Below are 14,408 nucleotides of genomic sequence, written 5' to 3' on the forward strand. Positions count from 1 at the left end.
ACGGGTAAAATGACCTCGTCGACCTGGTCGTGCCGATCCTGCGTCGCCGTGGTCTTCGACCCGACGGGTACCAGGGATCGACCTTACGCGACCACTTCGGTTCGCCGAACAGCTCGGACCTGATCCCTGCCTGACCGACAGTGAGCGAGCGTCATGATCCGAAGTGCGTCCAGCGTCCGTGAACGAAGCTACGTTCTACCCGCCGGTCAGCAGCGCCAAGCCTTCTTCTAGAAAGCAAGGTTTCGTGAACCGCAGCTGGTTGCTTCAACGCCAACAGGCGACGTTGGTTGTAAGACAGAGGCACACCCCAACATGACGTCAGGAAACGCTGAAAAGACCGTCAGAATAGGTGCGAAAGCCGGTTTCTGCACACGCCGGGATAACAGTCTTAGATCCAAACCTGACTGCCGTCCTTATTGCTGAGCATGTGTCGGCGGGTGCCTGGCAATTGTGCAACAGCTTGTTGCGCAATTATCCAGAGGCCGTCTGGACCATTGAGAATTCGAGCCGCACGGGCTCCGCCTGCCCGAGCCTTGCGTGTCCTCAAATCCGCGACTTAGTGCCACAAGCTCGGGCACCTTCAGCGGTCCGTCCCACCCTCCACACGCCCAGCGTCGATATCGGTGCCTCAGTTATCGCTTGCCTCCCCACCTGCCCATCACGATCAACTCCTCACACCTCTGGCATCCAAGGTCTTGACCGTGAGGACGCGTCGCGGCTCGTCATGTCGAGACGGATTGCCACACCGATGAACATCCGTGACCGACAAGAGCTGCGAAGAGTGTAGAACCGGTTTTATGCCGTCCCGGAGGGACCAGCGCTTCTGTTCCGTGCGCTGCGGCAACAGAAGACGGGATCGTCGACGGCGGCGCCGGCAAGGTGCAGATGAAGTGGCTGGCGCCGGCGGCGCCCTAATTGCGCCTCCCGGTGATGAGCTCCGAAATGCGGACCCTGGCATGGACATCAAAGCTAGGATCTGCCGGCGTCGTGTCGAGATTCTGGTGTCGAAACTGCGCTCACAGTCATACGAAATTGACCGGCTCGAGGCCGAAAATTCCGAACTACGCCAGAGCAACAATGTCCTGCAGGGGGAAGTAGGCCGCCTCAAACGTGCACAAAGAACCAATGTGCAGGACCTCGCCCACGTCGCTGCATGGCTGGTTTCGCTGACCAATGCAAAGGGCGTCGCCCTCGACTCCACGACGCTGGACATTCTCAATCGCCGGGGATGGAATCCGAGTAAGCGCCGGTCCTCATCGTCACGGCTATGACCATGTCAATCGCCCGGCTGTCCGCGCAGTCAGGTCTTCGCTACCTGTTCAAGACCACGATGATGGACGACCTCACCACAACTCCCCCGGACGCGACCACCTACTACGTAAAGGCCGGGACGCCTCAAGGCCGCTGGATAGGCAGCGGACTCCAAGGCATCAACAGAAGCAGCGGTGACGTCATCACCGAGTCCGACGCTAAGGCCGTCTTCGATATAGCTATGCATCCGGACACGGGCGCGGCGCTGGGCCGCCCGCACGGCCATCCCATTGCCGTCGAAAACAAGAGCGGTTCGCCCACGGTGAGGAGACACGCCGTCGTAGGTTTCGACCTGACCTTCAGCGTGCCAAAGTCCGTATCGGTCCTCTGGGCACTCAGCCCTCGCAGCCTGCAAGACCACATTCTCCGCACTCACCACCAAGCAGTTGAAGCAACCCTGACCTGGTTGGAAGAGCAAGTCATCCACACCAGAGCCGGCCGAAACGGCGTCGCTCACGTCGGCACAAGAGGCGCAATCGCAGCCGCCTTCGACCATTGGGAATCGCGCACCGGCGATCCACAACTGCACACTCACATAGTCATCGCCAACCGCGTCCGGCGCATCAATGACGGCGCCTGGGTGACCCTCGACTCCCGCACCCTCTACAAGGCCGCCGTCGCTGCCAGCGAACACTACAACGGACTCCTCTTCGACGCCCTCCACGAACAACTTGGAACCGACACGGACATCCGCATCCCAGTCATCAGTACTCACAACCCTAGCCAGCAGCTCACCGGAATCGACGAAGACCTCATCCGGGAGTTCTCCAAGCGCTCACGCCTCATTAACCTGGAAACGGACCGATTGGTTGCGGAGTGGACAAAGGAACATGGCCAGCCGCCAAGCACGGCCACAATCATCAAGCTTCGGCAGCAAGCTACCCTGACCACACGCGTCCCCAAGGCCGAACTCCCCACGCCCCTGCACCGGCTCTCAAGACAATGGAAGGCACGCGCCACCGCCAAAGGATTCCAGCCAGAGGACGTCATCGCGGCAACGGTCAATCGCTCCAAGATTTCCCCTTTCGGTTTCCAAGACTTCACCCCAGACTGGATCAGCGCCGTCGCAACCGTGAGCCGTGAGCGCGTCGCCCAGAAACGCTCAACATGGAACCGCTGGAACCTCCTGGCGGAAGCCGAACGCGTCTGCGCCCAAGTACGCTGCCGGCCCGCGGCCGACAGGAGCGCGCTGATGGACGCCGTCGCCACCGCTGCCGAGCAGCAGTCCGTGCCGCTAAACGACTACCGATACACCGTTTCTTCCGACGCCCGAGCAGACCTCCGGCTGGGAACGCGGAGCGTGTTCGACTTCCACGGATCACGCCTCTACACCGATACGTCGACGCTCGCCTGCGAGGACGCGATTATGGCGGCAAGGAACGACGACGGCGGCCCGGCAGTCCGCGCGGACGTCATCATGGACCTCCTCGACCAGGTCCAACAACCTGGAAGGCGTGCGCTTCACTCTGACCAGCGGGCCGCGGTTGCCGACGTGATCCTAACCGGTAACAGGCTCGCCGCCATCGTGGGGCCAGCCGGCACGGGAAAGACAACGACGCTAGCGGTCGTCAAGGCTGTGTGGGAAGCCGAGTACGGCACGGGCAGCGTTGTCGGGCTGGCTCCTGCGGCCGCAAGTGCGGAGGTGCTGGGCCGTGAACTTGCCATGGCCACTGAGAACGTCAGCAAATGGCTGCACGAATCCGCCGGGCAGGGCGCAAGTTCGAGGGCCGAGCGATTCTTCTACGTCCAGACGCAACTGACCGCAACTAACGTCGGCGAGCGCCGGAGCATCGCGTTAGCGCAGGAGGCTGTGCGCCTTGCCGCCACCCAGCAACGATGGTGCTTCCAAGCGAATCAATTGGTCATTATTGACGAGGCTTCCATGGTTTCCACGTTCCAACTCGCGGCGCTCGTACGCCAGGCGCAGGAAGCCAGCGCCAAGATTCTGCTCGTGGGTGATCCTGGACAGCTGGACGCCATCGATGCCGGCGGCGTTCTTGGCTGGCTGGACCGGCAGGGAAAGGCAACACGGCTCAGCACCATCTGGAGGTTCCATGAGGAGTGGGAACGGGCGTCATCGCTCAAGCTCCGGAAGGGCGACTACTCATCCATTAATGACTATGCAGCACATGGGCGAATCCGGCACGGAACCTACCTGAATATGGCTGACCAGGCGTACCTCGCCTGGCTGGCAGATACTCGGACGGGTAAGTCGTCGATCCTCATTGCTGCCGACAACGAAACGGTCAGCATGCTTAATGAGCGCGCCCAAGCGGACCGGGTGGCACAAGGGGAAGTGGACCCAGAGCTGACGATGCTGCTCAGCGACGGCCTATGCGCAGGTTTCGGTGACACGGTGATCGCCCGCGGAAACGACCGAAAGCTCGTCGACAGCCACGGTGAGTTCGTCCGGAATGGCACGCTGTTCGACGTCGAAGCCATCAGCCAGCGTCATGACTCCCTGCTTGCGCGCCGTCGCGACACCGGCGCCAGCGTCGCACTCCCCCAGTCGTATCTTGAGTCGTCCGTCGAGCTCGGCTACGCGACCACGGCTCACCGTTCCCAAGGCATCACGGTGGACACCGGCCATACGGTCGTCACTCAGGGCAGGCTCACCCGCGAGCTGCTGTACGTCAGCATGACCCGCGGTCGGTCCGGCAACTTCGCGTATGTCAGCGAAGGTGACGACGCCGACCATGCTGCTGTCGACCCATCCCTGCAGCTCTCGTGGCGGGGGATCCTTGGCGAGGTACTCGCGGCTGAAGGTGCGGAGCGGACTGCCCACGAGGTGCGCGACGCGGAGCGAAGGAACGCCGACAGCCTTGAGCGACTCTACGCAGAGTATGACTACCTCGCGCAGATCGCCGCAGGGCTGGATCTGAAACAGTGGCTGGACGAGAACCTCCCGGGCGCATCGTTCGCATTCGAACAATCGCCGTCATGGGGCGCAGCCGTAGCTGCATGGCGCAAAGCCACAACTATTAGCCGGCAGGACACCGAACGTGTCCTCCAGCAGGTCTGCCAGGAAACCAGTAGCGCCAATGATCGCTGCGCCGTCCTCAGCACGCGTTTGCGTCGATTACCTAGGGGAACGACGGCGGCTGTGGAACCCTTGGTTGAAAAGCTCACCATTTCCCGTCCCGACTTAGCGGAGATGGTTGAGCAGGTCAGGGCACGTATTATCCGAAGATCGGAAACCGTCAGCATGGCGGCTCTGACAACCGATCCTGAGTGGAAACGTTCTTTGCTCGATGCCTTCGGAGGCTCCGCCCGCGCCGAAACGTGGCAGCTGGTTCGTGACGTTGCCGTTTACCGGGACAGGTGGGCATTGCCCGATTCTCCCCTGCCCTTGGGGTTAGCACCCTCGGACTTCGAGTGGGAACAAGCGGCTCAGCGAGCACGTCTAAGCGAAGCAATCGAAGTCGTTCGATTCAGATCTACGCCACCCGAATCAGGAACCGGTCACAAGGAATTGTCCTTGCCGCAGCAGGTCGTCCTTACGAGTGCTGGCTGGCAGTTCTAAGCTGGGAAGTGAGGCAAGACGATGGTCGAAAATCCGGTGGTCAAACCGCGAGTCGCGACAGTCGCGTTGGTATTGACCAGCGTGGGCGTCTTGATTCTCCTCGTCCTGTTCCTAGCTATCGTTCCCGCCACAAGTCTTCCGCCTTCGGTATCTTTGCCCCTGGTGGCTGTTTGGCTCGCAGCCGGACTATTGCTGGGCTGGCAATGGTGGAAGCGGATCACTCGGTCCCGTGAATGGCAGGCTTTGTCCGCCGCCCGCTGGAGGGCGTTCAACACCACCAAGCAGTCGAGCGGCACGACGACAGAAGTGACGCTCCTCAGTGTCGATGCCGTGCAGCCAACCGGTTCGTGGGTGACCATCCTGTGGAACCGTTTCGAACATGTGCAACCAGCCTGGCTTGAAGCGCTGCCGGAGCCGGTATGGCCAGGATCCATCCTGCTCCTCGCACCCGACCCAGCTCAGATAATGCCCGGCGTCCCTTGGCCAGAGACGTACTTCATCCGCGCCGCTGACTGCTTGGCGTGGGCACCCGCCCAAGGGTGGCGCACTTAGGCTCCACCCATTGCCGCAAGGCCCATCCGATCCAAGCATTCGAACACATGTTCTAATATGGCTTCATGATCAAATCCGGCTCCCCCGAAGATCTGGAGCGAATGATGATTCGCATGGACACTGAGGCGAATCGGCCGATCGATGATCCTGCGCCGCTGAGGGATTTCCCCAAGCATGGTCGGCCACTTGTGTTCGTGGGTGGAATTTACGGCAAGGCCGTGGGCTGGACGCAAAAGTACGGCCTCATAGAGTGGCTGGATCCTTCCGGGAAGTACCATATGGGCTGGGCGCATTCCTCGAGCATCCGGCGCGTCCAGCCCGGAGACTGGAAGGGCAGCAGTGCGCTTTAGTTGGCCGCCCTTCCGGCGATTTTCGAGTAACCATCGGATAGCGCACCGCGCGTCGACGAAGCCGTCGGCGTCTAATCGTACCTAGGGTCGTGGGCATGGAAAGGGACCCATCTGGGGAGCTGAAAGGGCAGACTTCGATCAACGACCTGCTCGACGAGCCGGTTGGCGCCGCGCCGGTCCAGCTCGCGCTGCCGATCCTGGTGCAGGTGAAGCCTGGACAGTTTCTTCGTTTGTCTTAGTACTGCGGCCACAGGTTCTTGGTTGAGGCGCCCCGTGCCGGGTTGGCGCGTAATCAGACCACCGCCGTCGTTAACGCCGAGTCTTTAGCCATCGGAAGCGTCTGAGCGCCGGGAAACATGCACAAAGAGACGGCCTGGTCCAGTCGAGGATCAGGCCGTCCTACATCCAGCAGCAAACAGCTACATGCTCATGTCAGCTCGCGCCGGCCCGCCTAAAGGGGGCACGGCCACCGGCCCTTTCGTAGCGATGCTGTAGGCGGGCTGCGCCACTTCCGGCGTCACTTGCAGCCCGGCGTCAAATCCAGCCTCCGCACCGGCGGCCGCGCGCGGCGAGCGCTGGTAGGCCGCCGTGCCGAACCGAAGGTCGGGACCAATGGTTTCGGCAACAATCCGGCGGGCTTCCCGCTTCTCGCCATCCTTTTCGAACGCGCGGAATTCCAGTTCACCCGACACCGTGACAGGGTCCCCCTTTTTCAGGGAGTTTGAGGCATTTTCTGCGAGTGCTCGGAACGCAGAGACATTGTGAAAGACAGGTTCGCCGTCGTGCCAGTTTCCGTCGGCGCCTTGGATGCGCTGGTTTACAGCGACTCGTAGCTTTGCGTGGGCGACACCGGACTCACCATAGGTGAGCTCAGGGTCCGCGACGAGGTTACCGGTGATGTTGACCGGGATTTTTGTACTCATGTGTGCTGACCTTTCATTTGCAGACGGGCCTCTCCCGTCCAACACCTCTTGGATCGCTTACGGACCCGATATTTCCAGGCCACGAGATGGCCCGCGTGGTGGCTGCGGGCCAACGTACGGATCCTGGCCTTGCGCTCGCGGTGAGACGTCGACGGGGACTTTGCCCCCAAGACCAGGAGGGTCCGTGACTTCGAGAATGTCCTTGCTTGTCGCTGTGACGCGCCCCAAGACTGACTTCGCAATGTCGACTCGCGAAGCAGGCTGTTTCGGGGAACTGCCCCGCGCCCCTGCCGATTGTTCCGCTTCAATGACTGCGTCAGCCCAGCCCGAAAGGTAGCTTGCCGATTGCGGCCCGCGGTCAATCCCATGGGCCTTCAGCACCGTGTATGCGACTGACTCCGCCTCGACTTCAGCAAGGCCGCGGTGGTCCACGCTGCTCCCGTACAGCCTTCCAACTTTGTCGTCGGGCCCGTGAAGCAAAACATGGCCGAGCTCATGCGCCAGCACGGCGACACGTTCCTCCGCGTTGAGCCAGCCGCCCACCTGCACTTGCCGCTGAGAGAAGTCGGTGAAACCGCTCGTCAGGCCAAACTGCGCCTCCGTGACGTGGATCGAGAAGCCGTGCGCTCGAGCAACCTGAGTCAGTGGCTCCCACAGCTGGGGCGCATCCGCGGACGAAGCCGGACCGGGCTTGGGAACCAGCAACGGAGTGCCTTCAGTTTGCGAGACGTCAAAGACTGCTTGCCCGCGCCAACCCGTGATGAGGGTCTTCTTCCCCTCGTCGACTGCGCCCTTGGGAAGCTTGTTGCCCAAGGGAATGCGCTGGTGTGTGCCATCAGGCAAGAGCATCTGCTGCACACGGGCGGTCCGAGGCGCAATGACCCAAAGTGCATGCTCGCCCCGAAGCACAGTGCGTCCGTGGCGTTCCCATTCCTTGTACCCGGCGACGAGCGTCGGCTCATCCGTTCCCCGCTGCGCCATCTGCATCATCAGCAAGGCGACGTTGCCGCCCGAGTACCGCCACAAATTGGCTGATGCATCGAGCAAGACCTGCCAATGAGAGGGTGACTCGACAGCCTCCTCCAGGATCGAGTGTAGGCCGTCCATCAGTGAGGCGATCCGCTCCTCGGGCGCCATGCGGCGAGCGCCTTGCCCGGCTTCTGGGGAACGCGAGTCGGGCAGGTTGGTGGGAGGAACTTCAGGTATAGCGGCCACGACAGCCACCCTTCATGCTTCTTGGATCGCAGCGTTGCTGCACAGACACCCGTTCATGGTTGAGCGCCGCAGGAGCGGCATGACTTAGAAGTCGGCGACCAGTTGATGGGTTGCCTTGCGCCATTCAACGAAGGCAGGATCGTCGTTCGCCAGGATTCGGGGCGCGGGCTCCTTGTGCGCCTGCAGCCCCACGCATCCGGCAGTCCTGGCGTGCATCCGTAGGCGTTCGACGGCGTGCGGGAGCCTCTCGTGAAATGCCAGCGGACCAAAGCCCGGATCGTCCTGTGTATAGGAGGCGAGCTCCGCGCGGTGCAGCGCGTACAACTCAGCCACAATCTCAGGGTGGCGCCACCAACAGTCGGGAATGACCGACGTCGTCAGTTGGTAAGTAGCCACAAGCCATCGCACCCAAGCGAATAGGGCACCCCAGACTTCTTGCGACTGTTCGGGTGTCATCTCCCGCCACCGGCGCGTCACACTCTTGTGGGAGGCAGCTCCACCAAAGGCAGACCGAAATAGCTGCGCGGTGATTTCATCGTCCCCAAAAGAGCTGGCGGACGGGATGTCGAACTCGTCGGTCTCGTCATGACTCCGCATCGGGCGCCCCTTCCGCCTTCTGCTGACGCTCCCTGTGCCCGTCGGCCAAGACGCGCTCCATCTCCGCTTTCAGGCGGCGCAACTCCCCGGCGTCCTTTCGCTTATGCCACTCCAGCAGGTCCAGCAGGATGGGCCGGGTGCGCCGGCCCAGCATGAGAGCGGTCCCGGCAGGCAGGCGACGGATCTCGTCCAAGGCAATTACCGGGCTTTCCCGAATCTGCTCTCCGTCCTGCCTGCCAGCGGACGACCAGGATCGCGTGGTCAGGGTGAGGCTCCGCTCCCCCAGCAACCCGGCAAGCGAGCGCAGGTCGCGTTCGTCGGACCCGCCTCCGAATATGACCTTGATGATGGCCGAGTCCCAGATGGTCGATGCCTCTTCGATGGACCAACCTGAACGGGCCTGGGACAAGGATTGCAACACGACAAGCGTCGAGATTCCGATGCCGCCGCCGTCGGACAACGCCACAGGCAGCCCGGGCCACGGGGCAAGGTTGGCGATCTCGTCCAGGATCAGGGAAAGCGGCGGCTCCAGCCGGCCGCCGGGTGACACGAGCGCCATCTCCCGGGCGGCATTGTCGATGTCATCGATCAGCGCCGAAAGGTACGGCCCGGCAGCAGCGGCCCCGGCTCGAGTGCCTATGAGATACAGAGTCCCCCGCTCCCGGATGAAGGCTTTCGGATCGAACTCCTCCGAGGCGTCCTGCGGATTCAGCGCGGCCAGCACCTTGGGCGATGACAGGGGTGCCACCGCCGCCGAAACACCAATCCAGGAGTTCGACGTATTCCGCGGGTCGTCCTCCAGGATCCCCATCAGGTCGGCCTGCCACCCGAGTGCAGCTGCGGGCGCGCCCAGCACCTCGAGCGCTTCCCGTGCCAGTACCGGGCTGGAGGACCAGCGCCGGAATGCCGCAACTCCTTCGCCGCACAGCGCCGCAGCGTGAAGAAGGCATTGCAGCACGATCAACGAACGCTTCTGCCAGGCCGCGTTCTCGCCCTTCATCTCGGTGTCCGCCGTAATGACTAACGCCCGCCGGGTCGCGATGTCCGGGTCTTCGCATCCGCGCACCGGCGACCAGCGAAGCGACGTCGGAATTCCCGACATACCCTGTGGGTCGAAGACCGTCACGGGCCGCCCACCAGAGGCCCGCGCCTTCATGGTCACCACCAGGTTGTCCGCCCTCGTCGACGTCGTGACGACGGCCCCCGGCGCATCAAGGATGGCGTTGATGACCACGTACAAGCCCTTGCCGGACCGCGGCGCACCCTGAATCACCATCGACTCCTCTGTGGAGACATGGACGGTGACGCCGCGGGATCGGCCCAGCGTCCAAGACACGTCCTGCACAGAGGGGTTCACCACCCCCGGCCGCGTGAACCTTCCCCGCTTCCGCACGGCCCTCGCCCCGAAGTCGTGGAGGATTTCTGCCCGGCGGGCAACGCCGTCGCGGTTCAGGATGTCCTGGCGCAGCCACCCTCCTGATTGCTTCCAGCGCCGCCAGGTAACAACGGCGCCAATGGCGAGCCCGCCCACCAGAAGGAGCACCGGGGCGAGCACCCACCAAACGGCGTCTGTGCCGATCACACAGCCGGATCGCGGCGAGACTATCCACTCCATGCGGTTGGCCAGAAGTCCGACAGCGGCGCCCGGATTGAAGGGCGACGGCGGCGTCGGGCCGCAGCGCCACGACGCCGCCAGGTGCCCAGCAGCTTGAACGACAGCACAAAGACAAACATAGGCCGCCGCCCCCATCAGGCCTGCGGTCACCAGAGGATTATCGCTTGCAGCCCTTGAGCTGCCCGGCCGCCTCACAGCATCCTGTCATCGGTGCCGAAGACGGCGAGCTCGTCAGTGGTCACGCGGTTGGCAACGATGAAGGAGCGGTTCCCCACTTTCCAGAGCCCCACACCCTTCGGAAAGTTCTCAACGTGCTCGCACTCGGCTTCAGTCAGGCCAAGCGCTTCCTTGGTCAGTCGCATCGCATCGTGCTTCTGGCGGTAAATGATCCGGGTGTCCGCCTCGGTCAGCAGACCCAGCGCCTTCTGACGGTGGCCACTGGCGCTGTCGCCGATCTCGTTGAGGTCTGCCACCTTGTGCATGATCAACAGGTTCGCAATCCCGTACGTTCGGGCGAGCCGCCACTGCTCGCTCATCTTCGCCAACATGTATGGATCGGCGAGCATCCGCCACCCCTCGTCGTACACGACAAGCCGTTTCCCGCCGTCGGGATTTGTGATAGCCGCTTCCAACCAGGTGGCCCCACAGGCCGCCGCCAGCGACAGGGCCTGTTCCGAGGCGCCAATCAAGGCGGACGTGTCCATCACCATCATGGGCGCGTCAGCGTCGAAGGCCACCGTGGACGGCGCATCGAACATCCCTTCAAGATCGCCGGACACCGTGCGCCGGAGCGAGTGGCTGACTGCGGTCCCGCCCTCTGCGCCTACTAAGGCGATCATCTCCTTTGATGGCTTCAGGAGATGGTCCAGCACCATGGGCAAGGTGGGGTTCGAGTTTTCCAACATGGTTTCCATCAGGGCAATGTCCAAAGCCGTGTGCTCCACCGGGCGCAGCGGCGTGCCCTGCCGCATGAGGGAGACCAGCGCCACGAGGAGATAGCGACGGCGTTGCCTCACTACTGCTTGCCACTGCGCCTCAGTGAGGGCGCTGGGGCGCGGACCGGCGTCGAGCGGATTGACGCGTGCGGGACGGCCGGGGCCAACGGAGATGACCTTTCCTCCCACAGCCTTGGCTACAGAGACCCACTCACCTTTGGGGTCGGAAGCAACGGCCGCCTTTCGCCCCAGGGTGATCGACCGTGTCACCAACGACTTGCCGCACATGGATTTGCCGGTGCCAACAGTTCCGATAACGACAATGGACGGGCCGCTGATGATGCCCTTGTCGTAGAGGATCCAAGGGTCGTAGGAGAAGGCGCCGGATCCGAAGACGTCGGTGCCGATGTAAGTTCCTTCGTGGCCAAGGCCGGACTCGGTGAGGAAGGGATAGGCAGCGGCGAAGGTCATGGTGGAGGCGCGGTGCGGTGCAGGACGGAGCCGGTGTGGCCCGCGCAGGGAGTTCGGCGCCTTGCTGCCCCAGTCGCCGCCGATGTGCAGGTCGCCAAGATCGAGGCGTTTGTCGGCGAGCGCCGCGTTGGTCCCGGTGGCCGCGGATGGCGAGGGCCGCCGTCGTGCTTTCTCTTCCCTCCGCGTCTGCCCGGACGGAAGGTACTCGAAGCTCGTCGTTGCCCGTTTCACCGCAAGCCCCTTCCGAACGGCAGTCCGCCGGCGACGAACGCCGCCCATTGCTGACCGTAGAGAAGGCGCAGCTCGACGAAGGCCCCTGCGGCAGCGGACTCCAGTTCCTGGCGGTGCCGGGCGAGGTCCTCCATTGAGGTCGCGGTGACGGTGATGTAGGCGGCCGGCCGCACGTCACCGTGGCCGGCGACGATCTCTTCCTCCCGCTGGATCACTTCTTCCTCCTCGGCCTTTTGCTCGCGGGTGAGTGGCCTGTCAAAACGGGCGTTTATGCGGCGGCGAGTCTCATGCGCCTCTTGCGCAGAGCGGATATCGCGCAGCGCCTCGGCCGTGGGCACGGCCCGGATGACTTCCGTGAAGGTGTGGCGGAACTCGCCGACGTAGATCAGGGGATGCAGGAAGCCCGGGAAGACTTTCTGCCGTGGCCATTCGGCGACCCAGAAGGTCTGGTGGAACCCGCTGTCGGTGCGCAGATAGGTCCAGTGTTCTTCGACGGCCATGGGGCCGTGGCAGTGGACGTGGTCTGTCTCCGTATGTGCTGGAATGTTTGACGGCGGGGCTGCCGCCAGTGCGGTTTTGGCTGAGGGCACAGCAGCGGGGTCGAAGGCACCACGAATGACGCCAAGCAATCTTGGTTCACCGACCCACTCCTCCACGTTCACGTTGTGAGTGGCAAGCGACGTCTTCATCGCCTCAACTTCCAGGCGGAGGACGCGTTCCAGGCCGGTCAACCCACCGCCCGACTCCTTGATCCGGCGTCGGGACTTGCTCGTGTCCAGGACAATCGCGACCAGAAGTTCATGGCTCATGGTCGACCCGGCCGCGCCCAGCAAGTCCTCATAGGCGCGTTGTCCCCAAGTCGGCTTCGCGCTTGGAGACTGTTGCGCGTTGTTGCGGTAGAAGTCCCAGAGCGCGGATGACGGGTACGGCACGGTGTAGTCCTGAACGGCGACCCTGGCCACTCCGGGCCGTTGTGCCATACCGGCCTGCACACGCGACCATGCTTGGATAGACCACGCCTTGTCGTCCGAGTCGAGGAGGGCAAAGGACCGGGTACTGCAACGCAGGACGGCGACCGCTTCTCTCCCCTGCCGGTCAACGATGAAGCATTCACCTCTGGCCGTTGTCCGGATTTCCAGGTTGCCGAGGCCGCCGGGGAGGGCGAGCCGTCCGGCCAGTTGGGGCGCTGCCGGCCTAACGAGGAAACGCGTCTGTCCCGCCGCTGCGCGGTAGAAGTAAAGGGCGATCTGTTTTGCCCAGACTGGATAAGGGATGCGGGAGTACTGGAGGAGCCCGAGCAGCATGAGCCCAAGCCATATGGGGCCGGAGGTGAACAGGCCAGCTGGGCCGCTGGTCGCAGATGCAACGATGGCGACTGCGCCTCCCCCGGCCACGATCAGCAGCTGGTACCACTTGAGCCCGAGGAAGAACCCCCGGCGCTCGTACCTTGGGAATTTGACGGCCTCGAGGGCGCGTGCGTCTTCAGACATGCGGATTGCCTCCATTCGGAGGATCGATTTTTGGTGGGTGCGGTTTCGGCCGGACCCGTGATGGGCCCGGCGCGCTCGCGGTTGGATTCACTCGCGATTCGGCTTCTCCCGATGGCGCTTTCCGAGCAGGTGCTGGGGCTGCGCCTGTGTGTCTCTGCGGGGCCGGGGGTACGAAGCCAGGCGGCTCCGGTTCGTGCAGCGCGTGGTCCGTCGTAGAGGTTCCCGGGTTTAGGGCCAGCGGACCTTCGCCGGCGCCTTTGCCTGCTCGGGAATCGGTAGGCGCCAACGCTTGCGTCGGGATGACGTTGCGGCTGGAACTGATCGGCCGGGTCATGGCCGAGCGACTCACCATGCTCGCGAGTGTGAGCCTTCCGCCGAACTGCCTGCTGATCTGTCGCGCTGCAACGCTGCTGCTGCGGGAGAGGATGTGACCCCCTCCAGCAGTTTGAGCCGCTGCTGCCAGTTCCCCTCCAGCGAAGCTCACCAGGCGCATGGCCATCAAGGGTGCGCCACAGGCAAGTACCATGCCTACAGTTCCCGCTGCCAGCCCTGCGAATGATTTGGATTCCGCGAAAAGCTTCACGGCGACGGCCAACACGGTTCCGGCCAAGGGTTTGGCGATCACCAAAGCAGTAACCACTTCACACCACCGTCGCGCCCAGGACTTGGTCTTGTCCCAAGGCAACAACATGAGGGCGACCGGAGCGACTGCGGCCAACACAACGAGGGCGAAGGAGCGAAAGATCATCGAGCACATCAGAATGAAGGCCAGGATCCAAACGACAACAACGGCCATCAAAGTCACCACGACTGCACCTACGGGACCACCGGTTGTCCCGGGCGCCAAAGAAACCAAGTTCCACTCCCTCCCTGCTCCTTCGGGCGCCCGCTCAAATCCAAAGAGCCTCATGAACACCAGGTAGGGGTCAGAACCTATCGATTCGAGCAGAGCTGCGGAAGCTTGATCGCTGGCGCGGGTCAGTTGACGGACTATGTAGACGGCCGCGCCAACCAAGGGAATTGCGGCCGCTCCCCCGACCATCGCCCGGCCGATGCGTCTCGGTTGCTGACTCATCAGTCCCGACAGGACTTGCAGGATCATCACAACAACAAGCGGCGTCATCATGACAATCGACCACCAGTTCGTCAGCCCTTCGATGGAGAGCCACTGTGAGTCGTCCACGTTAGAGATAGT

The 14,408-nt window shown here is 63.1% G+C and carries 12 protein-coding genes; 5 read left to right on the forward strand and 7 right to left on the reverse strand.

The annotated features are described in order from the left end of the window. Positions 1–956: 956 nt before the first annotated feature. From ACTHQS_RS14740 to ACTHQS_RS14760, 5 genes are all read left to right on the forward strand, one after another. Positions 957–1,271: a hypothetical protein gene (locus tag ACTHQS_RS14740; protein WP_440170309.1), complete on the forward strand. Its 315-nt coding sequence runs from the start codon at positions 957–959 to the stop codon at positions 1,269–1,271. Continuing rightward, positions 1,268–4,834, forward strand: coding sequence for a MobF family relaxase (gene mobF / locus ACTHQS_RS14745; RefSeq protein WP_440170312.1), 3,567 nt, complete (start codon positions 1,268–1,270; stop codon positions 4,832–4,834). Before ACTHQS_RS14740 ends, mobF begins: the two co-directional genes overlap by 4 nt. A gap of 21 nt (positions 4,835–4,855) precedes the next feature. Then, a complete protein-coding gene (locus ACTHQS_RS14750) occupies positions 4,856–5,386 on the forward strand; it encodes a hypothetical protein (protein WP_440170315.1) in 531 nt (176 codons plus the stop codon). Positions 5,387–5,451: 65 nt separating this feature from the next. Then, positions 5,452–5,736 (forward strand): hypothetical protein, encoded by a 285-nt coding sequence (locus ACTHQS_RS14755; protein WP_440170317.1) that lies wholly within the window; start codon positions 5,452–5,454, stop codon positions 5,734–5,736. 95 nt (positions 5,737–5,831) lie between these two features. Beyond that, the gene (locus ACTHQS_RS14760) at positions 5,832–5,975 is read left to right on the forward strand and encodes a hypothetical protein (protein ID WP_440170320.1); all 144 of its coding nucleotides are present in this window, start codon (positions 5,832–5,834) and stop codon (positions 5,973–5,975) included. A gap of 180 nt (positions 5,976–6,155) precedes the next feature. Here ACTHQS_RS14760 and ACTHQS_RS14765 read toward each other — a convergent pair whose 3' ends face one another. The 7 genes from ACTHQS_RS14765 to ACTHQS_RS14795 form a co-directional block, all read right to left on the reverse strand. Continuing rightward, positions 6,156–6,659, reverse strand: a complete 504-nt coding sequence (locus tag ACTHQS_RS14765; protein WP_440170323.1) for a single-stranded DNA-binding protein — start codon at positions 6,657–6,659, stop codon at positions 6,156–6,158. A 57-nt stretch (positions 6,660–6,716) separates the two neighbouring features. After that, positions 6,717–7,796: an ArdC-like ssDNA-binding domain-containing protein gene (locus ACTHQS_RS14770; RefSeq protein WP_440170325.1), complete on the reverse strand. Its 1,080-nt coding sequence runs from the start codon at positions 7,794–7,796 to the stop codon at positions 6,717–6,719. Positions 7,797–7,958: 162 nt separating this feature from the next. After that, complete coding sequence (locus ACTHQS_RS14775; protein ID WP_440170328.1) at positions 7,959–8,207, reverse strand: hypothetical protein; 249 nt, start codon at positions 8,205–8,207, stop codon at positions 7,959–7,961. Between the two features lie 250 nt (positions 8,208–8,457). Then, complete coding sequence (locus ACTHQS_RS14780) at positions 8,458–10,236, reverse strand: type IV secretory system conjugative DNA transfer family protein (protein ID WP_440170330.1); 1,779 nt, start codon at positions 10,234–10,236, stop codon at positions 8,458–8,460. A gap of 41 nt (positions 10,237–10,277) precedes the next feature. Further along, positions 10,278–11,723: an ATP-binding protein gene (locus tag ACTHQS_RS14785; protein WP_440170333.1), complete on the reverse strand. Its 1,446-nt coding sequence runs from the start codon at positions 11,721–11,723 to the stop codon at positions 10,278–10,280. Further along, a complete protein-coding gene (locus tag ACTHQS_RS14790; protein WP_440170335.1) occupies positions 11,720–13,213 on the reverse strand; it encodes an SCO6880 family protein in 1,494 nt (497 codons plus the stop codon). The genes ACTHQS_RS14785 and ACTHQS_RS14790 overlap by 4 nt, the downstream gene beginning before the upstream one ends. After that, entirely contained in the window at positions 13,206–14,396 is a 1,191-nt protein-coding gene (locus ACTHQS_RS14795; protein ID WP_440170338.1) for a type IV secretion system protein, read from the reverse strand. Before ACTHQS_RS14795 ends, ACTHQS_RS14790 begins: the two co-directional genes overlap by 8 nt. Positions 14,397–14,408 lie beyond the last annotated feature (12 nt).

Origin of the sequence: Arthrobacter sp. SAFR-044 (assembly GCF_051965175.1) — a bacterium.
Classification (GTDB): domain Bacteria; phylum Actinomycetota; class Actinomycetes; order Actinomycetales; family Micrococcaceae; genus Arthrobacter.